The organism is Micromonospora sp. CNZ285, from assembly GCF_004637285.1.
In genome coordinates, this window is sequence record NZ_SPQD01000001.1 from 728,314 (window position 1) to 753,262 (window position 24,949).

A 24,949-nucleotide genomic window follows, 5' to 3' on the forward strand; every position below is an offset into this window, starting at 1 on the left:
CGTCATGCCCAGCCGCGCGGTTTTCCCGCGCGGGACGCGGCGCGGCGGGTGCCAGAGCACGTCGGGCCGACACTCGATGTCGTCAGTCAGCCGGTGAGCAGGGGTGGACCAGTCGTGACCGTTCGTCAGTCGATCGTCTTCAACGGTGACCTCGGCAGTGGCAAGAGCACCGTCTCGGTCGAGATCGCCAAGCGGCTCGGGCTGCGCCGGGTCAGCGTCGGCGACCTCTACCGCCAGATGGCCCAGGAGCGGCAGATGACCGCCCTCCAGCTCAACCTGCACGCCGAGTTGGACCAGGCCGTCGACGGCTACGTCGACCAGCTCCAGCGCGACATCGCCGCCTCCGGTGAGTCCCTGGTCATGGACTCCCGCCTGGCCTGGCACTTCTTCACCGACGCGCTCAAGGTGCACATGATCACCGAGCCGACCGAGGCGGCCCGGCGCGTGCTCGCCCGCCCGTCCGGCCCGGCCGAGAGCTACACCTCGCTGGAGGAGGCGCGGGCCAAGCTGCGCGAGCGCAGCGAGAGCGAGCGCGGCCGGTTCATCGTCCGGTACGGCGTCGACAAGGCCCGCCTGCGCAACTACGACCTGGTCTGCGACACCACCCGGGCCAACCCGGAGCAGGTCATCCAGCACGTCATCGACGTCTACGAGGGCCGCCTCGGCGCGGACGTGCTGCGTGCCGGCCGACCGCTGCTGCTGCTCGACCCGAACCGGGTGTACCCCACCGAGGACGTGTCGACGCTGCGCGGCCTCTGGGACGCCGACGCCGCCGCCGAGGCGGCCGACAGCGACGGCGAGCCGGAGCCGCTGAGCATCGGCTACACCGGCGAGTACTTCTTCGTCGTCGACGGGCACCGGCGGCTCAGCGCGGCGGTGCGCGCCGGCCTGCCGATGGTCGCGGCCCGCCTGGTCGCCGAGGTGGACGAGCCGGTGGTCGGCGGGATCAGCGCCGTCGACTTCTTCACCGCGCAGGCCCGCCCGGGGCTCATCCACGACTGGGAGGACGCGCACGGCATCACGCTGCCGCTGCCGGAGCACGCGCTGCTCGGCGGCGGCCCGGTGCTCGCGGGGGAGCCGGGCGCCGGCGCCTGACCGCCGGGGACACCGCCACCTCGCCGGTGAGGGTTCACCCGATCCGGCGGGCCGGAGCATGATGAAGGCCTCCGATGCCTGGGGAGGCGGAATCGTGGATCCGACCGACGCGCTCGCGCTGCTGATGTCCCCCGAGGGTCGTCTCGACCCCTATCCGACGTACGAGCGGCTGCGCGCGCACGGCCCGGTGGTCCAGGCCGGGCCGGTCTTCTCCGTGGTCACCGGCTACGCCGAGGCCGACGCGATCCTGCGCGACTCGCGGTTCGGTGTGATGGACGACGCGCTGCGCGACCAGTTCATGCCGGGCTGGCGGGAGAGCCCGGCGGTACTGTCGATCTCCCGGTCGATGCTGCGCACCAACCCGCCGGACCACAGCCGGATGCGGCGGCTGGCCGCGGGCGCGTTCACCCCGCGCCGGATCGCCGCCATGCGCGACGTGGTGCGGGCGCAGGCCGACGAACTGGTCGACGCGATGCTCGCCGCCGACGGGCCGGTCGACTTCATGGCCGCGTTCGCGTACCCCCTGCCGGTCGGCGTGATCTGCGCGCTGCTCGGCGTGCCGGCGGCGGACCGGCCGCTGTTCCGGCGCTGGGCCACCGACCTGACCGGCGTGCTCGAACCGGAGATCACCGCCGACGAGCTGGCCGTGGCCGACCGGGGCGCGACCGAGCTGCGGGACTACTTCACCGAGCTGGTGGCGGCCCGCCGCCGGGCCCCGGCCGACGACCTCACCACCGCGCTGGTCCAGGCGCACGACGGCGGCGACCGGCTCTCCGGCGACGAGCTGCTCGCCAACCTCATCGTGCTGCTGGTGGCGGGCTTCGAGACCACCACGAACCTGCTCGGCAACGGCCTGGTGGCGCTGCTGGAGCACCCGCGCGCCGCGGCGGCGCTGCGCGAGCGGCCCGACCTCGCTCCCGCCTACGTCGACGAGCTGCTGCGCTACGACTCGCCGGTGCAGCTCACCTCGCGGATGAGCACCGCGCCGTCCCGCTACGGCGACGTCGACCTGCCGCCGGAGAGCTGGGTCATCGTGCTGCTCGGCGCGGCCAACCGTGATCCCCGCCGCTATCCCGATCCGGCCCGCTTCGACCCGTGGCGGGCGCAGATCGCGCCGCTCTCATTCGGCGCCGGGCCGCACTACTGCCTCGGCGCGGCGCTGGCCCGGCTGGAGGCGCAGGTGGCGTTCCCGCTGCTGCTGCGCCGGCTGCCCGGGCTGGCGGTGGCGGGCCGGCCCGAGCGGCGGGTCCGGCTCACCCTGCGTGGTCACGCGACGCTGCCGGTGCGCGTGGGGCGGGAGGCGGCCCCGGTCACCGTTCCCGGTACGCCACCCGGGGCGGCCGGGCCGACTCCGTAGACTGGACGCGCATCGTTCGACCCAGACAAGGAGCCACGCCGAGTGACCGTCCAGCCCATCCGTCTGTTCGGCGATCCGGTGCTGCGCACGCCGGCCGACCCGGTCGTCGACTTCGACGCCGAGCTGCGCAAGCTGATCGCCGACCTGACCGACACGATGCGCGAGCAGAGCGGCGCCGGCCTGGCCGCGCCGCAGCTCGGGGTGGGCCTGCGGGTGTTCACCTTCGACGTCGACGACGTCCTCGGCCACCTGGTCAACCCGGTGCTGGAGTTCCCCGACGAGGAGGAGCAGGACGGCCCGGAGGGCTGCCTGTCCATCCCCGGGCTCTACTTCGACACCAAGCGCCGGCAGAACGTGATCGCCAAGGGCTTCAACGGCTACGGCGACCCGCTGCAGATCGTCGGCACCGGCTTGATGGCCCGCTGCGTGCAGCACGAGACCGACCACCTCGACGGCGTCCTCTTCGTCGACCGGCTCGACCCGGCCGGCCGCAAGGAGGCCATGAAGGCGATCCGCCAGGCCGAGTGGTACGACCAGGCCGCGCCGCCGACGGTCAAGCTCAGCCCGCACGCCGCCGGCAACCCGTTCGGCCTGGGGCGGTGACCCGGATGCGCCTGGTCTTCGCCGGCACGCCGGCCGTCGCCGTACCCGCCCTGGACGCGATCGCCGCCTCCGGGCACGAGCTGCTCGCCGTGGTCACCCGCCCCGACGCCCCGGCCGGGCGGGGCCGGGGACTGGTCCGCTCGCCGGTCGGCGCGTGGGCCGACGCGCACGGCGTCGAGGTGCTCACCCCGGCCCGTCCGCGCGAGCCGGAGTTCCTCGACCGGCTGCGCGAGCTGGCGCCGGACTGCGTACCGGTGGTCGCCTACGGCGCGCTGGTGCCGCCGGTGGCGCTGGAGATCCCCCGGCACGGCTGGATCAACCTGCACTTCTCGCTGCTGCCCGCCTGGCGCGGCGCCGCGCCGGTGCAGCACGCCGTGCTGCACGGCGACGAACTGACCGGGGCCAGCGTCTTCGAGCTGGAGGAGGGGCTGGACACCGGCCCTGTCTACGGCACCGTCACCGACGAGATCCGGCCCGCCGACACCTCCGGTGACCTGCTGGAACGGCTCGCGCACTCCGGCGCCGGGCTGCTTGTCGCCGTGCTCGACGCGATCGGCGCCGGCACCGCCCGGGCCGTGCCGCAGCCGGCCGACGGCGTCTCGCTCGCCCCGAAGCTGACGGTGGAGGACGCCCGGGTCCGCTGGGGCGACCCCGCGTTCGCGGTGGACCGGCGCATCCGCGCCTGCACGCCCGCGCCCGGTCCGTGGACCACGTTCCGCGACGACCGGGTCAAGCTCGGCCCGGTCACCCCGCTGCCCGACGGCCCGGAGCTGAAGCCGGGGGAGCTGCACGTGGAGAAGTCCGGTGTGCTCGTCGGCACCGCCACCACGCCGGTGCGCCTCGGCGAGGTGCGCGCCGCCGGCAAGAAGGCCATGCCCGCCGGCGACTGGGCGCGCGGCGCCCGGGTCACCGCCGGCGAGGTGTTCGCGTGACGGGGCCGTCGCGCGCGGACCGGCCCGTCGAGGGCGAGCGTCCCCGGGGGTACGCGCGTGAGCACGGCGACCGGCCCGGCGGTGACCGGCCCGGCGGTGACCGGCGTGGTGGCGACCGGCGTGGTGGCGACCGGTTCGGTGGGGATCGGCGCGGCGGGCGTCCGGTCCGTCCGGCAGTCGACCTGCCCCGGCAGATCGCGTACGAGGCGATCGCGGCGGTGCACCGCGACGACGCGTACGCCAACCTGGTGCTCCCGGCGATGCTGCGCGAGGCCGGGCTGACCGGCCGGGACGCCGCGTTCGCCACCGAGCTGACCTACGGCACGCTGCGGCACACCGGCACGCTCGACGCGATCGTCACCGACGCGGCCGGGCGGGACGTGCAGCGCATCGATCCGCCGGTGCGCGACGCGCTGCGGCTCGGGGCGTACCAGATCCTGCACACCCGGGTGCCCGCGCACGCCGCGGTGTCCTCCACCGTGGACCTGGTCCGATCGGTGGGGCCGGGCGCCACCGGGTTCGCCAACGCGGTGCTGCGGGAGATCACCAGCCGGGACGCCGACGCCTGGGTGGCGAAGCTCGCCCCGGCGCAGGAGACCGACCCGATCGGGCACCTCGCGCTCGCGTACAGCCATCCGCAGTGGATCGTGCGGTCGTTCGCCGAGGCGCTCGGCGGCGACATGGGCGAGACGACCCGGCTGCTCATCGAGGACAACGAGCGCCCGCCGGTGCACCTGTGCGCCCGGCCGGGCCTGGCCGATCCGGTGGCGCTGGCCGACGAGGTGGGCGGCGCGCCCGGCGCGTTCTCGCCGTACGCGGTCTACCTGCCCGGCGGGGCGCCGGGTGACCTGGCGGCGGTGGCCGACGGCCGCGCGCACGTGCAGGACGAGGGTTCCCAGCTGGTGGCGGACGCGCTGACGGCGGCGCCGCTGGACGGCCCGGACGGCCGCTGGCTGGACCTGTGCGCCGGGCCGGGCGGCAAGTCCGGCCTGCTCGGCGCGCTCGCCGCGATCCGTGGCGCGCGGCTCACGGCGGTCGAGGTGGCCGAGCACCGGGCACGACTGGTGGAGCAGGCGACCCGTGGGCTGCCGGTGACGGTGCTGCACACCGACGGGCGCAGCGTGGGCAGCGATCCGAAGCTGCCGGAGGAGCACTTCGACCGGGTGCTCGTGGACGCGCCGTGCACCGGGCTGGGCGCGCTGCGCCGCCGTCCGGAGTCGCGGTGGCGCCGTCAGCCGTCGGACCTGCCGCCGCTGACCCGGTTGCAGCGGGAACTGCTCACCGCCGGGCTGCGGGCGGCCCGGCCGGGTGGCCTGGTCGCGTACGTGACGTGCTCGCCGCACGTGGTGGAGACGCACGTGACGGTGACCGAGGCGGCCCGGCGGTGCGGTTTCGGTGTCGACTTCGTCGACGCGCGGCCGCTGCTGCCGGCCGGGATGCCGGGCCTGGGTGACGGCCCCACCGTGCAGCTGTGGCCGCACCGCCACGGCACCGATGCCATGTTCCTGGCGGTCCTCCGCCGGGTCTGACCCACCTCCCCCTCGCAGTCGATCAAGGAGTTCGTGTCCCCGGGCCGCCGTGCCCCGGACACGAACTCCTTGATCGTCATGGGAGAAATGGGGAGGGATGGAGCGTGTGCGGCATCCCGGTGGGGGGAGGGGGCCGGTGGGATGTGACAGCCCGTTGACTGTTTGATCGATGCATGTAACTGTTTCGACCACCGGTCCCGGCACCCCCGCCCGCCGAACCCCCACGAGGAGTCTCCATGAGACGCAGAACGCCGACCACGAGCCTCGCGCTCGCCCTCGTCGCCACCCTGACGACGGCGAGCCTGGCCGGCACCGCCTCCGCCGCGCCCGCCCCGGCCGCCGCGCCCGCCCCGGCCGCCGCCCCCGCCCCGGCCGTCGCCGCACTCGCCGCGCCGGACGTCTCCCTGAGCAACATCCAGGCCCACCTCACCCAGTTCAACTCCATCGCCACCAGCAACGGCGGCAACCGGCGCTCCGGCTCGGCCGGCTACACGGCGTCGGTCAACTACGTCAAGGGCAAGCTGCAGGCCGCCGGCTACACGGTCACCGAGCAGAACTGCTCCACCTGCACCTACCCGGGCAACAACCTGATCGCCGAGTGGCCGCAGGGCCCGTCCGACCAGGTCGTCATGTTCGGCGCCCACCTGGACGGCGTCGCCGCCGGCCCGGGCATCAACGACAACGCCTCCGGCTCGTCGGTGCTGCTGGAGAACGCGCTGGTGCTGGCCGCGCAGAACCCGACCATGACCAAGCGGGTCCGGTTCGCCTGGTGGAACGGCGAGGAGCAGGGCCTGCAGGGCTCCAAGCACTACGTCAACCAGCTCAGCTCCACCCAGCGGGGCTACATCAAGGGCTACTACAACTTCGACATGGTGGGCTCGCCCAACGGCGGCTACTTCATCAACCGGATCACCTCCGCCACGGCCGCGCCGCTGAAGGCGTACTGGGACTCGTTCGGCATCTCGCCGGAGGAGAACACCGAGGGCCAGGGCCGCTCCGACGACTACTCGTTCGCCAACGCCGGCATCCAGACCTCCGGCTACGCGGCGGGCGCCAGCTACACCAAGACCTCGGCGCAGGCCAGCAAGTGGGGCGGCACCGCGGGCGCGGCGTACGACGGGTGCTACCACCGCTCCTGCGACAACATCAGCAACATCAACACGACCATCCTCAACCGGGCCGCGGACGGCGTCGCGTACGCGATCTGGCAGCTCGCGGTCGGCGGCGGCACGCCCTCCAACGACTTCTCCGTCTCGGTGAGCCCCACCTCCGGCAGCGTCGCCCGGGGCGGCTCCACCACCGCCACGGTCAGCACCGCCACCACCGCCGGCAGCGCGCAGACCGTGGCGCTGTCCGCCAGCGGCGCCCCGAGCGGCGTCTCGGTGAGCTTCAGCCCGTCCTCGGTCACCTCGGGCGGCTCGGCCACCATGACCGTCACCGCCTCGTCGACGGCCACCACCGGCACGTTCACGCTCACCGTGACCGGCACCGGCTCGGCCACCCGCACCGCCAGCTACACGATCACCGTGACCGGCGGCAGCGGCGGCTGCACCGGCGGGCAGCTCATCGGCAACAGCAGCTTCGAGTCCGGCACCACGCCGTGGACGGCCAGCTCGGGCGTGATCACCAACAGCTCCAGCCAGGCGGCCCGCACCGGGTCGTACAAGGCGTGGATGAACGGGTACGGCTCCTCGCGTACCGACACGCTGTCCCAGTCGGTCACGCTGCCGTCCGGGTGCAGCAGCTACACGTTCTCGTTCTGGCTGCACATCGACTCGGCCGAGACGACCACCTCGACCGCGTACGACAAGCTCACCGTGCAGGTCGGTTCGACCACGCTGGCCACGTACTCGAACCTGAACAAGGCCACCGGCTACACCCAGCGCACCTTCAACCTGGCCGCGTACGCCGGCCAGACGGTCACGCTGAAGTGGACCGGGGTCGAGGACTCCTCGCTGCGGACCAGCTTCGTCGTGGACGACGTGACGCTGCAGGTCGGCTGAGCGGTACCGGGCGGGGTGGGCGCCGGCCCGCCCCGCCCGGTTCTCAGTTGATCGGCAGCGCCTTGGCGCCCGCGCCCTTGACCGAGCGGGTCAGCGCCCGTCCGGAGACCCACAGGAAGCACTGCACGCCCCGGTCGCCGTCGCGCCACTGCTCCTCGTACGGGTGGTAGATGATGGTGCCGGCCCGGTACTGCATGTTGCCGTCGTTGGGCAGCCCGGCGTACTTGGCGATCAGGCCGCGGCAGGCCTTGTGCGCGCGCAGCGGCGTGCGGTCGAACTCCGCGTAGCTGATGTCCGGCGCCTGGTAGACGCCGACGAACTCGGCGTGGTGCTTGCTGGTGCACGCCACCGGCCGCATCGACTGCACCTCGTCCTTGCTCAGCTTCGGGTTGAAGCAGCCGAGCGCGAGCTTCGAGCCGGGCTTCAACGCCCCCCGCAGGCTGCCGGTGCGCTGGGACACCGCACCCTCGTCCAGATCGCTGATCTCGGCGACGTCGCAGCGGTACCAGCGGGCCCCGCCGGACCACGCGAGCGCCGACGGGAAGACCACCGCCAGGCGCAGCCGCCCGGAGCGCCAGTCCGCGCCGACGGCGCGGGTGACCTGGCGGGCGCAGTCGGCGTGCGCGGCACGCATCCCCGCCGACCCGGTACGCGGCGGCGCGGAACGCTCCGCCTCCGCGCCGGTCATCGTGCCCACGTGCAGCGTCTCGGTGCGGTGCGGGGTGGCGCAGTCGACCGGCTGGTAGCCGCTGAGGTAGCCGACGTCGGCGACGGTGGGATGACAGGCGCCGGACTGCGGCACGAACCCGACCGGCGCGGCGAACGCGGGCCAGTCGTCGACCAGGTCCCGGTCCACTCCGGCCGGCGCGGCGCAGCCGCCGAGCGCCAGCGCCAGCGCCGCGCCCACGGTGACCGCCACCCGCCATCGCCGCATCCCGACCGACCTCCCCCGCGCATCCGGCGCCGTCCGGTCACCCGGTACGCCTCGGCGGTGGAGCATACGGCAGCCGATCAGGTGACCGGGAGTCCCTCGGGGCCGGCGCCGCGCACCGATCGGTTCAGCTTGCGGTCGTCACTCCACAGGAAACAGCGCACGCCCCGGTCGCCCTCCTCCCACTCCCGCTGTGACGGCGGGTAGAAGATGGATCCGGCCCGGTACGGCAGTTCGGCGTTGTCCGGCACCTCGGCGAACGCGGCGATGAGCGTCATGCAGCGCCGGTGCGTGGCGGGCGCGCCCTTGGTGAACTCCGCCCAGCTCATGTCGCGTTCCTCGTACACGCCGACGAACTCCGCCCGGTGCGGTTCGGTGCACAGCACCGGGGCCATGTAGTTGAGGTTCTGGCCGATCAGCTTCGGGTCGAAGCACCTGTGCACCAGCGGGTTGTCGCCGACGAGCGCGCCGCGCAGGCTGCCGACCCGGTTGACCGGGCGGGTGTTGTCGATGCTGTCGGTCTCGGCCAGGTCGCAGCGGAACCAGCGGGCGCCGGACGTCCAGGCGGTGACGGTGGGCAGCGCGATGTTCAGTGTCAGCCGGGCGGCCCGCCAGTCCCCGCCGATCATCTCCCGGGCCCGCTGGTCGCACTCGGCGCGCGCGGTCCGCAGCGCCGGTGAGCCGGGTTCCGGGCGTACGCCCTGCGCCGCCGCCGGCCCGGTGAACCGGCCGACGTGCACGGTCTCGGCCAGGTGGCTGCCCGCGCAGTTGACCGTCTCGTAGGTGGCGGCGGCCACCACGGTGCTCAGCCGGGGCAGGCAGGCCTCGGTCGCCGGGACGAACAGCTGCGGCACCGGCAGCGCCGCCCAGTCGTCGATCAGGTCGCCGTCGGCCCGATGCACCTGAGCGCAACCCGCGAGCACCGCAGTCGCGGCGCCGGCCAGCGCGAGCACGTGGAGCCACCGTCGCATCGTCCGCCCCTTCCGGGAGAGATGACAGCCGGTCGTCATAGGCCCGACCGGCGTCCCCCGCGCCCGGGCGTGCAGCATACGTGACCGTCCCTGTAGGAGTTTCGTCATCTTTCAATCGATCGGCCAGTCACCGGCGACTATTCGTGCCGATTTTCTCTCCGGACGGCCGGATCGTGCACCACGGGTGACGGAAGGATCACCGCTGGTCGCTCCGGGAGCCGTGCCGCTACCTCCGGATCACCGCGTTCGTACACTGGCCCCGTGACCGTACCGCCGCCGATCGTCGCGCCCAGCATCCTGGCCGCCGATTTCGCCCGCCTCGCCGACGAGGTCCGTGCCGTGGAGCCCGCCGCCGACTGGCTGCACGTCGACGTCATGGACAACCACTTCGTACCCAACCTGACCATCGGGCTGCCGGTGGTGCAGAGCCTGCGCGCCGTCACCGGGATCCCGTTCGACGTGCACCTGATGATCACCGACCCGCGCCGCTGGGCGCCCGGGTACGCCGACGCCGGGGCGTACAACGTCACGTTCCACGCCGAGGCGTGCGACGACCCGGTGGCGCTGGCGAAGGACCTGCGCTCGGCCGGGGCGAAGGCCGGGCTGGCGATCGACCGGGACACCCCGATCGAGCCGTACCTGGAACTGCTGCCGAGCTTCGACACGCTGCTGATCATGACGATCAAGGCCGGCTTCGGCGGCCAGCGCTTCCTGCCGCAGCTGCTGGACAAGGTGCGCGCGGCCCGCCGGCACGTCGACAGCGGGCACCTGGAGCTGCGCATCGAGGTCGACGGCGGCATTGCCGCGGACACCATCGAGCAGGCCGCCGCGGCCGGCGCCGACGCGTTCGTCGCGGGCACCGCCGTCTACGGCGCCGACGATCCCGCGGAGGCGGTGCGCCGCCTGCGGGGCCTGGCGGAACGCGCGATGACCGGGGCCTGAGATGGAGCCGGCCGACGAGCGACCCGACGTGATCCTCGTCGTCGACGACGACGAGGACATCGCCCGCTTCGTCGAGTTCAACCTGCGCCTGCACGGCTTCGAGGTGCTGCACGCCGCCGACGGCCAGGAGGCGCTGGAGGTCATCGAGCGGCAGCGGCCCGACCTGGCAGTGGTCGACCTGATGATGCCGCGCATCGACGGGCTGGAACTGACCCGGCGGCTGCGCGCCGACCCGATGACCTCGGCCCTGCCGGTGATCATGCTGACCGCCAAGGGGATGACCCAGGACAAGGTCAACGGGCTCAGCGTCGGCGCGGACGATTACCTGGTCAAGCCGTTCGACACGCTGGAACTGGTGGCCCGGGTCAACTCCACGCTGCGGCGCAACAAGGAGTTCCGGGAGGTCTCGCCGCTGACCGGGCTGCCCGGCAACAGCCGGATCCGGCGGGAGATCAGCGACCGGGTCCGCAACGGCGTCGACTACGCCGTCGGCTACATCGACATCGACCGGTTCAAGAGCGTCAACGACCGGTACGGCTTCGTGCGCGGCGACGAGTTCATCTCGGCCCTGGCCCGCAGCCTGCACCGGGCGGTGGTGTCGATCGGGATTCCGCCGGCGTTCCTCGGCCACGTCGGCGGCGACGACTTCGTCATCGTCTGCGCCCCCAGCCAGGTCCGGCCGCTGACCAGCCGGGCCGTCGTCGACTTCGAGAAGGCCGCCGACGCGCTGTACGACGCCACCGACCGGGAACGCGGCTTCGTCGAGCTGAAGGACCGGCGCGGCAACATCCGCCGCGCCGCGCTGGTGACGCTCTCCATCGGCGTGTCGCTGTCCGATTCCGGCAAGCGGTTCACCGACCCGCTGGAGGCGATCGCGGTGGCCTCGGAGATGAAGACGGTGGCCAAGAGCCAGCCCGGCTCGTACGTGGCGGTGGACCGCCGGCGCGGCGTCACCTGACCGGTCCTGTGAGGTAGCTCGCCTCTGTGGCGCGCACCCGGGCGGAACGTGTAAGACTTCCCGTATACCCACCACGCGCTGGCGGGGCTCGGTGAAATTCCGAACCGGCGGTGATCCACGGTCCGACCGTGGTAAGCCCGCGACCCGGACGGCTTCGGCCGGACGGTGGACCTGGTGAGAATCCGGGGCCGACGGTTGGGGTGCGGCTCGTCCGCCCCCAGAAAGTCCGGATGGGAGACAGCGCGCGGAACGGGGGAGGCCCCTGCCGGCCGCTGAGCACCCTCAGCCGCCGCGTGGGCTCCCCGGGGTCGGCGTCGCCGTCCCCGGGTTCCCGCCGCCGCGTGTCCGCGGCATCCCTGCCGCTGCTCCCGAACCGCCCGCGCGCGACCGGCGAGCGGGAGGACAGGCGGCCATGGCGAGCGTCTCCGTCGACGAGGCGATGCGCCGTGCCATCGAACTGGCCGCGCGCGGCCTCGGCACCACGAGCCCCAACCCGGTGGTCGGCTGCGTGCTGCTCGACACCGAGGGCGAGGTCGTCGGCGAGGGCTTCCACGCGTACGCCGGCGGCCCGCACGCGGAGATCGTCGCGCTGGCCCAGGCCGGCACGCGCGCCCGCGGCGGCACCGCGGTGGTCACCCTGGAACCCTGCGACCACACCGGCCGCACCGGCCCCTGCAGCCACGCCCTGATCGCCGCCGGGGTGTCCCGCGTGGTGATCGCCGTGCCCGACCCCAACCCGGTCGCCTCCGGCGGCGCCGCCACGCTGCGGGCCGCCGGGGTCCAGGTCGCTCTCGGGGTACGCGCGCAGGAGGCCGAGGCCGGCAACGTCGCCTGGCTCACCTCGATGCGCCGCGGCTGGCCGTACGTGATCTGGAAGTACGCGGCCACGCTCGACGGGCGTTCCGCCGCGGCCGACGGCACCAGCATGTGGATCACCTCCGAGGCGGCCCGGATCGACGTGCACGCGCTGCGCGGCACCGTCGACGCGGTGCTCGCCGGCGTGGGCACCGTGCTCACCGACGACCCCCGCCTGACCGCCCGCAACCTGCGCGACGGCACCCTCGCCATCCGGCAGCCGCTGCGGGTGGTGGTGGACAGTTCGGGGCGTACCCCGGCCGACGCCCGGGTCCGCGACGGCGCCGCCCGCACCTGGGTGGCGACCGCCGCGGAGGTCGGCGCCGGGCCGGACGGCCGGGTCGACCTGGCGGCGCTGCTGGCGGAGCTGCACCACCGCGGCGTGCGGGCCGCGCTGCTGGAGGGCGGGCCGACGCTGGCCGGCGCGTTCCTCGCCGCCGGCCTGATCGACAAGATCGTCGGGTACGTCGCGCCGAAGCTGCTCGGCGCCGGCCCGACCGCGCTGCTCGACGCCGGCGTGAGCACCATCGCCGACGCCATCGATCTGGAGATCACCGACGTTACGCGGGTCGGTCCCGACCTGCGGATCACCGCGCTGCCCCGGAAGAGGGAGGGCTGACATGTTCACCGGCATCGTCGAGGAACTGGGCGAGATCGTCCGGAGCACCGAGACCGGCGACGACTCCGCGCTGGTCGCCATCCGCGGCCCGCTCGTCACCTCGGACGCCCGGCACGGCGACTCCATCGCCGTCAACGGCGTCTGCCTCACCGTGGTCGACGTCGACGGCGGTGTGTTCACCGCCGACGTGATGGGCGAGACGCTGCGCCGTACCGCGCTCGGCGCGCTGCGCCCCGGCGACCCGGTCAACCTGGAACGGGCCGCCGCGCTGAACAGCCGCCTCGGCGGCCACCTGGTGCAGGGCCACGTCGACGGCGTCGGCGAGATCGTCGCCCGGGAGCCGGCCGCGCAGTGGGAGACGGTCCGGTTCCGGCTGCCCGCCGGGCTGGCCCGGTACGTGGTGGAGAAGGGCTCGATCACCGTCGACGGCGTGTCCCTGACCGTCGCCGAGGCGGGCGACGACTGGTTCTCGGTCGGCCTGATCCCCACCACGCTGAAACTCACCGTGCTCGGCACGAAGCGGATCGGCGACCCGGTCAATCTGGAGGTCGACGTGCTGGCCAAGTACGTCGAGCGGCTGCTCGGCGACCGCAGCGCGGGGGGTGCCCGGTGATGGGCCCGCTCGGCTGGCTGCTCGACGCCCAGGTGCACCTGGCCGGCTCGCCGGTGCTGGTCCGGGAGATCGTCGGCAACGTCTTCGGGCTCGGCTCGGCGCTGCTCGGGCTGCGCCGCGTGGTCTGGGCCTGGCCGGTCGGCATGATCGGCAACGCGCTGCTGCTCACCGTGTTCCTCGGCGGCGTCTTCGTCACCCCGCAGGCGCACGACCTCTACGGCCAGGCCGGCCGGCAGGTCTTCTTCTTCGCCGTCAGCGTGTACGGCTGGTGGCGCTGGTCGCGCAACCGGCGTGCCGGTGGCGGGGACGAGCCGGCCGTGGTGCCGCGCTGGGCCACCTGGCCGGAGCGGCTCGGCCTGCTCGTGGCCGCCGCCGTCGGCACCGCCGCGGCGTACCCGGTGCTCGCCGCGCTCGGCTCGTGGGGGCCGCTGCCGGACGCCTGGATCCTGGTCGGCAGCCTGCTCGCCACGTACGGCATGGCACGCGGCTGGGTCGAGTTCTGGCTGATCTGGATCGCCGTCGACGCGGTCGGCGTACCGCTGCTGCTGCGCGGCGGCTTCTACCCGTCGGCCGCCATGTACCTGGTCTACGGCGCGTTCTGCGCCGCCGGCCTGTACAGCTGGTGGCGCACCTCCCGGGCCGTCGCGACCGCGCCCGCCCCGATCCCGGCGACGTACTCGGAGGCCGTGGCATGAGCACGTTCGGTTCGATCGAGCAGGCGGTGGCGGACATCGCCGCCGGGCGTCCGGTGGTCGTGGTCGACGACGAGGACCGCGAGAACGAGGGCGACCTGATCTTCGCGGCCGAGCTGGCCACGCCGGAGCTGGTCGCGTTCATGGTCCGCTACACCTCCGGCTACATCTGCGTGCCGCTGACCGAGGACGAGTGCGATCGGCTCGACCTCCCGCCGATGCACCACACCAACCAGGACCGGCGCGGCACCGCGTACACGGTGACCGTGGACGCCCGGGAGGGCGTCAGCACCGGCATCTCGGCCGCCGACCGGTCGCACACCATCCGGCTGCTCGCCGACGCCGCCACCGGCCCGACCGACCTGGCCCGGCCCGGGCACGTGGTGCCGCTGCGCGCCCGCGCCGGCGGGGTGCTGCGCCGTCCCGGGCACACCGAGGCGGCGGTGGACCTGACCCGGATGGCCGGGCTGCGCCCGGCCGGGGTGCTCTGCGAGCTGGTGAACGACGACGGCACCATGATGCGCCTGCCGGACCTGGAGAAGTTCTGCGCCGAGCACGGGCTGACGCTCGTCACCATCGCGGACCTGATCGCACACCGGCGGCGTACCGAGAAGCAGGTCGAGCTGGCCGCCGAGGCCCGGATGCCCACCCCGTACGGCGTGTTCCGGGCGCTCGGCTACCGCGCCGAGCACGACCCGGCCGAGCACGTCGCGCTGGTCATGGGCGACCTCGGCGACGGGCGGGACGTGCTGGTGCGGGTGCACTCCGAGTGCCTCACCGGCGACGTGTTCGGCTCGCTGCGCTGCGACTGCGGGCCGCAGCTGCAGGCCTCGCTGGCCCGGGTCGCCCAGGAGGGGCGCGGCGTGGTCCTCTACGTGCGCGGGCACGAGGGCCGGGGCATCGGCCTGCTGCACAAGCTCCAGGCGTACCAGCTCCAGGACCAGGGCCGCGACACCGTGGACGCGAACCTCGACCTGGGCCTGCCGGCCGACGCCCGCGACTACGGCACCGGCGCGCAGATCCTCTACGACCTGGGCGTCCGGTCGATGCGGCTGCTCACGAACAACCCGGCCAAGCGGGCCGGGCTGGAGGGGTACGGCCTCACCGTGACCGGCCGGGAGGGGCTGCCCGTGCGGTCCAACCCGGAGAACGTGCGCTACCTGCGCACCAAGCGGGACCGGATGGGTCACCTGCTGGACGGACTGGACGAGGTGACCGAGGCGCCGATGGGCCGCCCGGTCGCCGGTGACGAGATCGGAGCGTAGGGCGATGGCGGGTTTCGGTGAGCCGGGCGTGACCGCGGTGGACGCCGCCGGGATGACGGTCGGCGTGGTGGCCGCCCGGTGGCACGGCGACCTGACCGACCACATGACCGAGCGGGCGGTGGCCGCCGCGCAGGCCTGCGGGGCGCGAGCCGTGGTGGCCCGGGTGGCCGGTTCGGTGGAGCTGCCGGTGGTGGCCCAGGCGATGGCCCGCCGCTTCGACGTGGTGGTCGCGCTCGGCGTGGTGGTACGCGGCGCGACGGCACACTTCGACTACGTCTGCAAGTCGGTCACCGAGGGGCTGACCCGGGTGGCGCTGGACGAGGGCAAGCCGGTGGCGCACGGGGTGCTCACGGTGGACACCATCGAGCAGGCCCGGGACCGGGCCGGGCTGCCCGGCTCGGCCGAGGACAAGGGCTGGTCGGCGACGGTGGCCGCGCTGGACGCGGCGCTGGCCGTCCGCGCGCTGGACGCCCAGTCCGCCCACCGGGTCGGCTTCGCCTGACCCACCCGGCCCGTCACCGGGAGCGGCTGGAAGAATCGCCTTCCGTGAAGACGTTCGAGGAGTTGTTCGCCGAGCTGCAGGCCAAGGCCGCCGCCGGCACCCCGGGCTCGGGCACGGTCGAGGCGCTCGCCAAGGGCGTGCACTTCATCGGCAAGAAGGTCGTCGAGGAGGCGGCCGAGTCGTGGATGGCCGCCGAGCACGAGGGCCCGGAACGGGCCGCCGAGGAGATCTCCCAGCTGCTCTACCAGGCGCAGGTGCTGATGCTCGCCACCGGCCTGGAACTGAAGGACGTCTACCGACATCTGTGAGTGCCCGTCCGCTGATCATCCGATCGAACGAAGGAGCACTCCCATGCTGCGTGTCGCAGTACCCAACAAGGGCGCCCTGGCCGAGTCGGCCGCCGGGATGCTGCGCGAGGCGGGCTACCGCCAGCGCACCGACCCGAAGGACCTGGTCTGCCGGGACGAACCCAACGACATCGAGTTCTTCTACCTGCGTCCCAAGGACATCGCCACCTACGTCGGCTCCGGTGACCTGGACGTCGGCATCACCGGCCGCGACCTGCTGATCGACTCCGGCGCGCCGGCCGAGGAGGTGGTCGACCTCAACTTCGGGCGGGCCACCTTCCGGTTCGCCGCCCGGCCCGACGACGTCGCCTCCGTCCAGCAGCTCGGCGGGCACCGCATCGCCACCGCGTACCCCGGTCTGGTCGAGCGGCACCTGGCCGAGCTGGGCGTCAAGGCCGACGTGATCCGCCTGGACGGCGCGGTGGAGAACGCCATCCGTCTCGGCGTGGCCGACGTGGTCGCCGACGTGGTGGAGACCGGCGCGACGCTGCGCCAGGCCGGCCTGGTGGTGTTCGGCGAGCCGCTGCTGCGCTCCTCGGCGGTGCTGGTCCGCCGCGCGGGAGCGACGGGCGGCGCGCAGCAGGAGCAGTTGCAGCGCCGGCTGCACGGCGTGCTGGTCGCCCGCCGGTACGTGATGCTCGCCTACGACGTGCCGGCCGGCCTGCTCGACCGGGCCAGCTCGCTGACCCCCGGCATCGAGTCGCCGACCGTCTCGCCGCTGCACCGGGAGGGCTGGGTCGCGGTGCAGGCGATGGTGCTCCGCGACGACGTGCACCGGATCATGGACGAGCTGTACGAGCTGGGCGCCCGCGCGATCCTCGTCACCAACATCCACGCCTGCCGGCTGTGAGGCCGCTGCCGCTCCCGGCCGCGCTGGCCGTGGTCGTCGCCGGTGGCGTGGCCTCGGCCGCCCAGGGCGCGGTGAACGCCGAGATGGGGGAGCGGACCGGCGCCCCGGTCCTCGGCGCGGTGGTCAACAACCTCGGCGGCTGCCTGCTGGTGCTGGCCGGGATCGTGGCGCTGCCGTCGATGCGCGCCGGGCTGGCCGGGCTGCGCCGCTCCGGGCTGCCGTGGTGGGCGTACCTGGGCGGGGTGGGCGGTGCGGTGATCGTGCTGGTCGCCCCGGTGGTGGTGCCGGTGCTCGGGGTGGCGGTGTTCACGATCGCCCAGGTGGCCGGCGGCAGCCTCGGCGGCCTGGCGGTGGACCGGGCCGGGCTGGCCGCGACCGGGCGGATGCCGCTCACAGTGCCCCGGGTCGGCGGTGCGGTGCTCGGCGTCGGCGCTGTCGCGCTCGCGCAGCTCGGCCGCCCGATCGGTGACCTGGCGGTCGGACTGGTGCTGCTCTGCGTCCTGGGCGGGCTGGCGGTGGCCGGGCAGTCCGCGCTCAACGGCCGGGTCGCCGCCTCGGTCGGCCCGGCCGCCGGCCTCGCCGTCAACTTCGCGGTCAGCACCGTGGTGATCGGCGCCGTCGCGGCGCTGACCGGCGCGCTCGCGGGCCAGCCGCGCTGGCCTGCCCAGTGGTGGCTCTACCTCGGCGGCCTGCTCGGCGTCGGCATCGTGCTCTCGCTGCTGGTCGGGGTACGCGCCGCCGGGGTGCTGCGCACCGGCCTGGCGCTGGTGGCCGGGCAGCTCGGCGGCGCGCTGCTGCTGGACCTGGTGCTGCCCGGCGGCCCCGGTGTCCGGCTGCCGGTGCTGGCCGGCGCCCTCCTCACGCTGCTCGCCGTGGTGGTCGCCAGCCTGCGCCGACGTGGCGCGGACCGTGTGGCGGCCGAAGGCGCGCCCGAACCGGATGGCAGACTGGTCGGGTGAGCGATTCCGTGGTGACCGTGCGACCCCGCCGCGTCCGGGTCGTCTGCTGGGCCTCGGCCGTCACGCTGATCGTGGTGTTCAGCCTCGTTGCGACGTCGCTGACCGGCGCCACCGGCAACGGCTACGGCACGTTCCAGCGCGGCGACCAGTTCGCCATGATCGGTCTGGGTGTCTTCGGCGCGCTCGGCTTCTTACTGTTCACCCGCCCCCGGGTGATCGCCGACGCCAAGGGCGTCCGGGTGCGCAACGTGTTCAGCTCGTACGAGCTGCCGTGGGAGGTCGTCCGCGGTGTCCGGTTCGACAGGGGCGCACCGTGGGCCAGCCTGGAGCTGCACGACGACGACCTGCTGCCGATGGTCGCGTTGCAGGCCGCCGACAAGGAGAGCGCGGTCGAGGCGGTCCGCGCGCTGCGCCGCCTGCACCAGGCGCACCTGGTGGCGCTGTCCGCCGGCCAGTCGGCACCCCGCTGACCAGCGAGCCCGGTTTGGGCGGGCCTGGGCCGAGGGTGTAGTGTTGCGGAGTCGACCAGACTGCCCCCGTCCCTGACGCGCGGGCGGTCGAGAAGCGGAGCGCCCGCTCCCACCCGAGTCGCCGCCACGGTGGCCGGGTCCGGTCCCCGGTTTCGGGCACGTCCCGACGCCGGATGCGCGATCCTGTGATCGTGCCGACCGGTCGAGTGGGCCCTGGCATACGCCGGGGCCTTCTGCTTTCCGGGTCGGCTCCCACCCGGGAGCCCACGGAGTCGGCACCGTAGGAGACTCGACTCGAGGAGGCCCCATCAGCGTCGAACCACGCGTGAACGAGCAGATCCGGGCACGTGAGGTCCGACTGGTCGGCCCTGAGGGTGAGCAGGTGGGCATCGTCCCGCTTGAGCGCGCCCTGCAGCTGGCCGCGGACGTCGACCTGGACCTGGTCGAGGTTGCGCCGATGGCGCGCCCGCCGGTGTGCAAGCTCATGGACTTCGGCAAGTTCAAGTACGAGAGCGCACTGAAGGCGCGCGAAGCGCGGCGTAACCAGCAGCAGACCGTCATCAAGGAGATGAAGCTCCGGCCGAAGATCGACCCGCACGACTACGAGACCAAGAAGGGTCACGTGGTGCGGTTCCTCAAGGCCGGCGACAAGGTCAAGGTGACGATCATGTTCCGCGGTCGCGAGCAGAGCCGCCCGGAGCTGGGTTACCGGCTCCTGCGCCGGCTCGAGTCCGAGATCACGGACCTGGGATACGTCGAGGCCGCGCCGAAGCAGGACGGCCGAAACATGATCATGGTTCTCGCTCCGCACCGGGCCGTCAAGGCCTCCGCGGTCGCCGCCACGGCGTCCCGCGGTGGACCGCGCGACCGGGCGGCGGAGGAACCGGCCGCTCCGGCCGGCGAGACCCCGGCGGCCGGCGACACCGCAGCAGCCGGCGAGACCGGTACGACCGCTGAGACCAGCGGCCAGTAACAGGGGAGAAGACGTTCCAATGCCGAAGATGAAGAGCCACACGGGTATGGGCAAGCGGGTCAAGGTGACCGGCAAGGGCAAGATCGTTGCCCAGCAGGCCGGCCTTCGCCACAACCTGGAGAAGAAGCCCAGCACCCAGACCCGTCGGCTGACCGGCACCGTCGAGCTGGCCAAGGCCGACACCAAGCGCATCAAGAAGCTGCTCGGCCGCTGACGCGAGCCACCTGAACCGAAGAAGGAGTTGAGATGGCACGCGTCAAGCGGGCTGTGAACGCCCAGAAGAAGCGTCGTACCCTGCTGGAGACCGCGAGCGGCTACCGCGGTCAGCGCTCCCGGCTGTACCGCAAGGCCAAGGAGCAGGTGCTGCACTCGATGCAGTACTCCTACCGGGACCGTCGCGACCGCAAGGGCGACTTCCGGCAGCTCTGGATCCAGCGGATCAACGCCGGCGCCCGGGCCAACGGTCTGACCTACAACCGGCTGATCCAGGGCCTGCGCCTGGCCGGCATCGAGGTCGACCGGAAGATCCTGGCCGACATGGCCGTCAACGACGCCGCCGCGTTCGCGGCGATCGTCGAGCTGGCCCGCGCCGCCGTGGCGGCCGAGGGCACCGGTGGCGCCGCGGCTCAGGCCGCCTGACCCACCCCGTACGGCAGATCGAGGCGTCTCCCATGCAGTCACCGTCGCAGGGGAGGCGCCTCGACGCCGTTCCCGGACCGTTCACCCCGCGTACCCCCAGGGTCGTTGCCGCCCGCCGGCTGCAGCGCCGGCGCGACCGCGATCAGACCGGCCGGTTCCTGGCCGAGGGACCGCAGGCGGTCCGGGAGGCGCTCGCCCGCACCGGCACCGTGGTCGAGCTGTTCGGCACCCCGCCGGCGCTCGACAGGTACGCCGACCTCGCCGCCGCGGCCGCCCGGGCCGACGTGCCCGTCTCCGAGGTGACGGACGACGCCCTGGCCGCGCTGGCCGAGACCGTCGCGCCGCAGGGACTGGTGGCGGTGTGCCGGCACCTCGACGTACCCCTGGAACAGGCGGTGGCGCGCGGGCCGCGCCTGGTAGCGGTGCTCGCCGGGATCCGCGACCCGGGCAACGCCGGCACCGTGCTGCGCACCGCCGACGCGGCGGGCGCGGGCGCTGTGGTCTTCGCGGGCGAGGCGGTCGATCCCTACAACGGCAAGTGCGTGCGGGCCTCCGCCGGCAGCCTCTTCCACGTCGACGTGGTGCGCGCCGCCGACCCGCTCGCCGCCGTCGAGGCGCTGCGGGCCGCCGGCCTCACGATCCTGGCCACCACCGGGTACGGCGACAGCGACCTGGACGACCTCGCCGACGCCGGACGGCTGGCCGCCCCCACCGCGTGGCTGTTCGGCTCGGAGGCGCACGGCCTGCCCGAGGAGCTGACCGGCGCGGCCGACGCCCGGGTCCGGGTGCCGCTGCACGGGCGCGCGGAGAGCCTGAACCTGGCTGCGGCGGCGGCCGTCTGCCTGTATTCTTCCGCCAGAGCACTGCGTGTCCCCCGGGGCACGCGAGAGACAGCAGGGGAGTCCGCCTCGTCATGAACGCGCCACGGCGTTCGTTTAGCCAGCCCGCCGGTGTCGGCGGGCGGCGGGCCTGACCCTTCCCCCTGCACGACTCCTCACCGGCGGGCTGCGGCGAAGCCGCGCGTCCGTAGACTCGCCTAGCCACCCGCGAGGGTCGGCGCCGCCGTGAGGGAGTGCCCGTTCACCATGAGCTACCGCAACGATCCGTACGACCCGAAGCAGGTCGCCCTGCTCGACCCGGACGCCCTGGCCGCAGCAGTGGCCGACGCCGAGAAGGCGTTCGCCGACGCCACCGACCCGGACGCGCTCACCGCGCTGCGCCCCGCGCACCTCGGTGACCGGTCCCCGGTGTCGCTGGCCCGCCGGGAGATCGGCGCGCTGCCGCCGGCCGCGAAGGCCGACGCCGGCAAGCGGGTCAACGAGGCCCGCCGGACGATCGAGTCCGCGTACGCCGCCCGGCAGGAGATCCTGGACCGGGAACGGGCCGCGCGGGTGCTGGTCGAGGAGCGGGTCGACGTGACCCTGCCGTACGACCGCCGGCCGCGCGGCGCCCGCCACCCGCTGAGCGTGCTGATGGAGCAGATCAGTGACCTGTTCATCGGCATGGGCTACGAGGTGGCCGAGGGCCCCGAGGTCGAGCTGGAGTGGACCAACTTCGACGCGTTGAACATCCCGGCCGACCACCCGGCGCGCGGTCTGATGGACACGTTCCACATCGCACCCGAAGGCTCGGGCCTCGTTCTGCGCACGCACACGTCGCCGGTGCAGGCGCGTACCATGCTCAGCCGCAAGCCACCGATCTACGTGGTGGTGCCCGGCCGGGTCTACCGCACCGACGAGCTGGACGCCACCCACGCGCCGGTGTTCCACCAGGTCGAGGGCCTGGTGGTGGACAAGGGCATCACCATGGCGCACCTGCGCGGCACGCTCGACCACTTCGCCCGGGCCATGTTCGGCGAGGGCGCGAAGACGCGCTGGCGGCCGCACTACTTCCCGTTCACCGAGCCGTCGGCGGAGTTCGACGTCTGGTTCCCGGAGCACCGGGACGGTCCGCAGTGGGTCGAGTGGGGCGGCTGCGGCATGGTCAACCCGCGGGTGCTGCGCGCCTGCGGCATCGACCCGGAGGTCTACTCCGGATTCGCGTTCGGCATGGGCATCGACCGGACCGTGATGGTCCGGCACGGCGTCAGTGACATGCGGGACATGGCCGAGGGCGACGTGCGGTTCACCCGCGCGTTCGGCGCCTGAGCTACGGGAACGGTGGTTTAACAGTCATGCGAGTCTCTGTCAGTTGGCTGCGGGAGTACGTGGACCTGCCGGCCGACCTGCCCACCGGCGACCTGGAGCAGGCGCTGGTCGACCTCGGCATCGAGGTCGAGTCCGTGGTGGACCTGCGCGAGTCGGTCACCGGCCCGCTGGTCGTCGGCGAGGTCCTGGAGATCGAGGAGCTGACCGGCTTCAAGAAGCCGATCCGCTTCTGCCGGGTCGACGTCGGCGCCGCGAACGGCACCGGTGAGCCGCAGGAGATCGTCTGCGGGGCGCGCAACTTCGCCGTGGGCGACAAGGTCGTGGTGATCCTCCCCGGCGGCGTGCTGCCCGGCGGGTTCGCGATCGGCGCGCGCAAGACATACGGGCGCAACTCCCACGGCATGATCTGCTCGGCGCAGGAGCTGGGGCTCGGCGACGACCACTCGGGCATCGTCGTGCTGCCCGAGGACGTCAAGGCCCAGCCCGGTGACGACGCCCGGCCCGTCGTCGGCCTGGACGACGTCGTGGTCGAGATGGAGATCACCCCGGACCGCGGGTACGCGCTGAGCGTGCGCGGCATCGCCCGGGAGCTGTCGCACGCGCTCGGCGTGCCGTTCCGCGACCCGGCCGACGCGCCCGCGCCCGGCGCCACCGCCGAGCCGGCCTACCCGGTGCAGGTCCGCGACACTGTCGGCTGCGACCGGTTCGCGGCGCGGATGGTGCGCGGCGTCGACCCGACGGTGGAGACGCCCGGCTGGATGCGGCAGCGGCTCACGGTGGCCGGGGTGCGCAGCATCTCGCTCGCCGTCGACATCACCAACTACCTGATGCTGGAACTCGGCCAGCCGATGCACGCCTTCGACGCGGACCGGATCGCCGGGACGCTCGTGGTGCGCCGCGCCGAGGCGGGGGAGAAGCTGACCACGCTGGACGGGGTGAACCGCACGCTGTCCGCCGAGGACCTGGTGATCTGCGACGAGACCGGTCCGATCTCCCTGGCCGCGGTGATGGGCGGCGAGACCAGCGAGGTGCTCGCCTCCACCACGAACGTGCTGTTCGAGGCGGCGCACTGGGATCCGGCCACCGTCGGCCGTACCGCGCGGCGGCACAAGCTGTTCAGCGAGGCCGCGAAGCGGTGGGAGCGGGGCGTCGACCCGGCGCTGCCGCTGGTCGCGCTGGAGAAGGCGGTCCGGCTGCTCACCGACCTCGCCGGCGGCACCGCGGGCGAAGAGGTGCTCGACATCGACCACGTCGTGCCGCGTACGCCTGTGACGCTGCCGGTGGACCTGCCGTCGCGGCGCGTCGGCGTGACCTACTCGCCGGACCGGGTGGTGGAGCTGCTGGAGCAGGTCGGCTGCACCGTCGCCCGCGGCGCCGACCGGCTCGCCGAGGACCCGGGCACCGTCGGCACGAGCGGATCGAGCGCCGGTGAGGTGCTGACCGTGACGCCGCCGAGCTGGCGTCCCGACCTGACCGACCCGGCCGACCTGGTGGAGGAGGTGGTACGTCTCGACGGCTACGACCGGGTGCCGTCGGTGCTGCCCACCGCGCCGCCCGGCCGGAGCCTGACCTGGCAGCAGCAGCGCCGCCGGGCGGTCGCCCGCTCGCTCGCCGAGCGCGGCTACGTCGAGGTGCTGGCGCAGCCGTTCGTGGCGCCGGAACTGGTCGACCAGCTCGGCCTGCCCGCCGACGACCCGCGCCGCCCCGCGGTACGGCTGGCGAACCCGCTGTCGGAGGAGGAGCCGCTGCTGCGCACCACGCTGCTCGGCCCGCTGCTCGGCATCGTCAAGCGCAACGTCGGCCGGGGCCAGCGGGACGTGGCGATCTACGAGATCGGCACCGTCTTCCACCCGCGTCCCGGCGCCGGTGCCCCGCCCGCGATGGGCGTGGACCGGCGGCCCACCGACGAGGAGTTCGCCGCCGCCGACGCGGTGGTGCCCGCCCAGCCCCGGCACGTCGCGGTGGCGCTCACCGGCGAGATCGAACCGGCCGGCTGGTGGGGCGCGGGCCGCACGGCCGGCTGGGCGGACGCCGTCGAGGCGGGCCGGGCGGTGCTCGACGCCGCCGGGATCCCCGCCGACCGGGTGACGGTACGGGCCGGCGAGCGGGCGCCCTGGCACCCGGGCCGCTGCGCCGAACTGGTGGTGGACGACGTGGTCGTCGGCCACGCCGGTGAGCTGCACCCGGCCGTGCTGGCCGCGTTGGAGCTGCCCCGGCGTACCAGCGCCATGGAACTGGACCTGGACGCGCTGCCCGCCGCCCCGCTGGCGGCCGGCCCGACCATCTCCACGTTCCCGCCGGCCCTGATCGACGTGGCGCTGGTGGTGGACGACGCGGTGCCGGCCGCCGAGGTGCGGGCCGCGCTGGTCGAGGGCGCGGGGCCGCTGCTGGAGGACGTCCGCCTGTTCGACGTCTACACCTCCGAGCAGCTCGGCGAGGGACGCAAGTCGCTGGCGTACAAGCTGACGTTCCGTGCCCCGGACCGGACCCTCGCGGGCGAGGAGGCGGTGGCCGCGCGCGACGCGGCGGTCGCTGTCGCCGCCGAGCGCTTCGGCGCCACGCTGCGCGGCGCCTGACGCCCTGCCCGTCGTGGAGTTGCGGCCCGGTTCCGGGCCGCAACTCCGCAGCTGGCGAGAGACCCGCCTCATTCCTATGCACTCGACTGTATGACCTTGCGGTGGTGTGGCCCCGGCAGGT

Annotated in this window: 24 protein-coding genes, 1 pseudogene and 1 riboswitch; of the genes and pseudogenes, 23 read left to right on the plus strand and 2 right to left on the minus strand. The window is 73.8% G+C overall.

The genetic code is table 11. The features are described 5' to 3' along the window. The first annotated feature begins 114 nt into the window (after positions 1 to 114). The 6 genes from CLT75_RS03370 to CLT75_RS03395 all read left to right on the plus strand — a co-directional run bounded on the left by CLT75_RS03370 (position 115) and on the right by CLT75_RS03395 (position 7,519). Positions 115 to 1,095, plus strand: a complete 981-nt coding sequence (locus CLT75_RS03370; protein ID WP_135239434.1) for an AAA family ATPase — start codon at positions 115 to 117, stop codon at positions 1,093 to 1,095. A 61-nt stretch (positions 1,096 to 1,156) separates the two neighbouring features. Then, complete coding sequence (locus tag CLT75_RS03375; protein ID WP_135239435.1) at positions 1,157 to 2,452, plus strand: cytochrome P450; 1,296 nt, start codon at positions 1,157 to 1,159, stop codon at positions 2,450 to 2,452. A gap of 42 nt (positions 2,453 to 2,494) precedes the next feature. After that, positions 2,495 to 3,055 (plus strand): peptide deformylase, encoded by a 561-nt coding sequence (gene def / locus CLT75_RS03380; protein ID WP_043324943.1) that lies wholly within the window; start codon positions 2,495 to 2,497, stop codon positions 3,053 to 3,055. A 5-nt stretch (positions 3,056 to 3,060) separates the two neighbouring features. Further along, the gene (fmt, locus tag CLT75_RS03385) at positions 3,061 to 3,987 is read left to right on the plus strand and encodes a methionyl-tRNA formyltransferase (RefSeq protein ID WP_047892442.1); all 927 of its coding nucleotides are present in this window, start codon (positions 3,061 to 3,063) and stop codon (positions 3,985 to 3,987) included. Then, positions 3,984 to 5,516 carry a transcription antitermination factor NusB gene (locus CLT75_RS03390; RefSeq protein ID WP_135239436.1) on the plus strand — a complete coding sequence of 511 codons (1,533 nt, stop codon included), beginning with the start codon at positions 3,984 to 3,986 and terminating at the stop codon, positions 5,514 to 5,516. The genes fmt and CLT75_RS03390 overlap by 4 nt, the downstream gene beginning before the upstream one ends. Before the next feature lie 236 nt (positions 5,517 to 5,752). Continuing rightward, on the plus strand, positions 5,753 to 7,519 hold the full coding sequence (locus CLT75_RS03395; protein ID WP_135239437.1) for a M28 family peptidase: 1,767 nt from the start codon (positions 5,753 to 5,755) through the stop codon (positions 7,517 to 7,519). Between the two features lie 43 nt (positions 7,520 to 7,562). Here CLT75_RS03395 and CLT75_RS03400 read toward each other — a convergent pair whose 3' ends face one another. Both CLT75_RS03400 and CLT75_RS03405 read right to left on the minus strand, forming a co-directional pair. Further along, on the minus strand, positions 7,563 to 8,453 hold the full coding sequence (locus CLT75_RS03400; RefSeq protein WP_135239438.1) for a septum formation family protein: 891 nt from the start codon (positions 8,451 to 8,453) through the stop codon (positions 7,563 to 7,565). Between the two features lie 77 nt (positions 8,454 to 8,530). Next, on the minus strand, positions 8,531 to 9,421 hold the full coding sequence (locus tag CLT75_RS03405) for a septum formation family protein (protein WP_135239439.1): 891 nt from the start codon (positions 9,419 to 9,421) through the stop codon (positions 8,531 to 8,533). Between the two features lie 261 nt (positions 9,422 to 9,682). Between CLT75_RS03405 and rpe the strand changes: the two genes are divergently transcribed. The 17 genes and pseudogenes from rpe (at position 9,683) to pheT (ending at position 24,828) form a co-directional block, all read left to right on the plus strand. Further along, complete coding sequence (rpe, locus tag CLT75_RS03410) at positions 9,683 to 10,363, plus strand: ribulose-phosphate 3-epimerase (protein ID WP_013285529.1); 681 nt, start codon at positions 9,683 to 9,685, stop codon at positions 10,361 to 10,363. Position 10,364: 1 nt separating this feature from the next. Beyond that, a complete protein-coding gene (locus tag CLT75_RS03415) occupies positions 10,365 to 11,321 on the plus strand; it encodes a response regulator (protein ID WP_135239440.1) in 957 nt (318 codons plus the stop codon). A gap of 73 nt (positions 11,322 to 11,394) precedes the next feature. Beyond that, positions 11,395 to 11,567, plus strand: a riboswitch (FMN riboswitch). A gap of 166 nt (positions 11,568 to 11,733) precedes the next feature. After that, on the plus strand, positions 11,734 to 12,795 hold the full coding sequence (ribD, locus tag CLT75_RS03420) for a bifunctional diaminohydroxyphosphoribosylaminopyrimidine deaminase/5-amino-6-(5-phosphoribosylamino)uracil reductase RibD (protein WP_135239441.1): 1,062 nt from the start codon (positions 11,734 to 11,736) through the stop codon (positions 12,793 to 12,795). Position 12,796: 1 nt separating this feature from the next. Then, positions 12,797 to 13,472: pseudogene (locus CLT75_RS03425) on the plus strand (riboflavin synthase); the annotation flags it as partial. Beyond that, positions 13,408 to 14,103: a nicotinamide riboside transporter PnuC gene (pnuC, locus tag CLT75_RS03430; protein WP_135239443.1), complete on the plus strand. Its 696-nt coding sequence runs from the start codon at positions 13,408 to 13,410 to the stop codon at positions 14,101 to 14,103. The pseudogene CLT75_RS03425 and the gene pnuC, both read left to right, overlap by 65 nt. Next, a complete protein-coding gene (locus CLT75_RS03435) occupies positions 14,100 to 15,365 on the plus strand; it encodes a bifunctional 3,4-dihydroxy-2-butanone-4-phosphate synthase/GTP cyclohydrolase II (RefSeq protein ID WP_135239444.1) in 1,266 nt (421 codons plus the stop codon). The genes pnuC and CLT75_RS03435 overlap by 4 nt, the downstream gene beginning before the upstream one ends. A 4-nt stretch (positions 15,366 to 15,369) precedes the next feature. Beyond that, positions 15,370 to 15,867 (plus strand): 6,7-dimethyl-8-ribityllumazine synthase, encoded by a 498-nt coding sequence (gene ribH / locus CLT75_RS03440; protein ID WP_135239445.1) that lies wholly within the window; start codon positions 15,370 to 15,372, stop codon positions 15,865 to 15,867. A gap of 44 nt (positions 15,868 to 15,911) precedes the next feature. Then, a complete protein-coding gene (locus tag CLT75_RS03445; protein ID WP_013285536.1) occupies positions 15,912 to 16,175 on the plus strand; it encodes a phosphoribosyl-ATP diphosphatase in 264 nt (87 codons plus the stop codon). Positions 16,176 to 16,218: 43 nt separating this feature from the next. Continuing rightward, complete coding sequence (gene hisG, locus CLT75_RS03450) at positions 16,219 to 17,064, plus strand: ATP phosphoribosyltransferase (RefSeq protein ID WP_120570489.1); 846 nt, start codon at positions 16,219 to 16,221, stop codon at positions 17,062 to 17,064. Continuing rightward, positions 17,061 to 18,023 (plus strand): DMT family transporter, encoded by a 963-nt coding sequence (locus CLT75_RS03455; protein WP_135239446.1) that lies wholly within the window; start codon positions 17,061 to 17,063, stop codon positions 18,021 to 18,023. Before hisG ends, CLT75_RS03455 begins: the two co-directional genes overlap by 4 nt. Continuing rightward, positions 18,020 to 18,493 carry a PH domain-containing protein gene (locus CLT75_RS03460; protein ID WP_209310260.1) on the plus strand — a complete coding sequence of 158 codons (474 nt, stop codon included), beginning with the start codon at positions 18,020 to 18,022 and terminating at the stop codon, positions 18,491 to 18,493. Before CLT75_RS03455 ends, CLT75_RS03460 begins: the two co-directional genes overlap by 4 nt. A 325-nt stretch (positions 18,494 to 18,818) precedes the next feature. Next, complete coding sequence (gene infC / locus CLT75_RS03465) at positions 18,819 to 19,466, plus strand: translation initiation factor IF-3 (RefSeq protein WP_043324929.1); 648 nt, start codon at positions 18,819 to 18,821, stop codon at positions 19,464 to 19,466. Between the two features lie 19 nt (positions 19,467 to 19,485). Continuing rightward, complete coding sequence (gene rpmI, locus CLT75_RS03470; protein WP_007075851.1) at positions 19,486 to 19,680, plus strand: 50S ribosomal protein L35; 195 nt, start codon at positions 19,486 to 19,488, stop codon at positions 19,678 to 19,680. 32 nt (positions 19,681 to 19,712) lie between these two features. Next, entirely contained in the window at positions 19,713 to 20,105 is a 393-nt protein-coding gene (gene rplT, locus CLT75_RS03475) for a 50S ribosomal protein L20 (RefSeq protein WP_013285541.1), read from the plus strand. Positions 20,106 to 20,137: 32 nt separating this feature from the next. Beyond that, positions 20,138 to 21,022: a TrmH family RNA methyltransferase gene (locus CLT75_RS03480; RefSeq protein WP_135239447.1), complete on the plus strand. Its 885-nt coding sequence runs from the start codon at positions 20,138 to 20,140 to the stop codon at positions 21,020 to 21,022. Between the two features lie 168 nt (positions 21,023 to 21,190). Next, entirely contained in the window at positions 21,191 to 22,252 is a 1,062-nt protein-coding gene (pheS, locus tag CLT75_RS03485) for a phenylalanine--tRNA ligase subunit alpha (protein WP_135239448.1), read from the plus strand. Positions 22,253 to 22,278: 26 nt separating this feature from the next. Next, complete coding sequence (gene pheT, locus CLT75_RS03490; RefSeq protein WP_135239449.1) at positions 22,279 to 24,828, plus strand: phenylalanine--tRNA ligase subunit beta; 2,550 nt, start codon at positions 22,279 to 22,281, stop codon at positions 24,826 to 24,828. Positions 24,829 to 24,949: the final 121 nt, after the last annotated feature.

Excerpts from the sequence above, each read along its gene's own strand:
- CLT75_RS03480 (WP_135239447.1), top strand. The coding sequence starts at position 20,138 with ATGCAGTCACCGTCGCAGGGGAGGCGCCTCGACGCCGTTCCCGGACCG.
- rpmI (WP_007075851.1), top strand. The coding sequence starts at position 19,486 with ATGCCGAAGATGAAGAGCCACACGGGTATGGGCAAGCGGGTCAAGGTG.
- rplT (WP_013285541.1), top strand. The coding sequence starts at position 19,713 with ATGGCACGCGTCAAGCGGGCTGTGAACGCCCAGAAGAAGCGTCGTACC.
- pheS (WP_135239448.1), top strand. The coding sequence starts at position 21,191 with ATGAGCTACCGCAACGATCCGTACGACCCGAAGCAGGTCGCCCTGCTC.
- hisG (WP_120570489.1), top strand. The coding sequence starts at position 16,219 with ATGCTGCGTGTCGCAGTACCCAACAAGGGCGCCCTGGCCGAGTCGGCC.
- CLT75_RS03405 (WP_135239439.1), bottom strand. The coding sequence starts at position 9,421 with ATGCGACGGTGGCTCCACGTGCTCGCGCTGGCCGGCGCCGCGACTGCG.
- pnuC (WP_135239443.1), top strand. The coding sequence starts at position 13,408 with ATGGGCCCGCTCGGCTGGCTGCTCGACGCCCAGGTGCACCTGGCCGGC.
- CLT75_RS03375 (WP_135239435.1), top strand. The coding sequence starts at position 1,157 with ATGAAGGCCTCCGATGCCTGGGGAGGCGGAATCGTGGATCCGACCGAC.
- ribH (WP_135239445.1), top strand. The coding sequence starts at position 15,370 with ATGGCGGGTTTCGGTGAGCCGGGCGTGACCGCGGTGGACGCCGCCGGG.
- CLT75_RS03415 (WP_135239440.1), top strand. The coding sequence starts at position 10,365 with ATGGAGCCGGCCGACGAGCGACCCGACGTGATCCTCGTCGTCGACGAC.
- ribD (WP_135239441.1), top strand. The coding sequence starts at position 11,734 with ATGGCGAGCGTCTCCGTCGACGAGGCGATGCGCCGTGCCATCGAACTG.
- CLT75_RS03400 (WP_135239438.1), bottom strand. The coding sequence starts at position 8,453 with ATGCGGCGATGGCGGGTGGCGGTCACCGTGGGCGCGGCGCTGGCGCTG.
- fmt (WP_047892442.1), top strand. The coding sequence starts at position 3,061 with ATGCGCCTGGTCTTCGCCGGCACGCCGGCCGTCGCCGTACCCGCCCTG.
- CLT75_RS03435 (WP_135239444.1), top strand. The coding sequence starts at position 14,100 with ATGAGCACGTTCGGTTCGATCGAGCAGGCGGTGGCGGACATCGCCGCC.
- pheT (WP_135239449.1), top strand. The coding sequence starts at position 22,279 with ATGCGAGTCTCTGTCAGTTGGCTGCGGGAGTACGTGGACCTGCCGGCC.
- CLT75_RS03395 (WP_135239437.1), top strand. The coding sequence starts at position 5,753 with ATGAGACGCAGAACGCCGACCACGAGCCTCGCGCTCGCCCTCGTCGCC.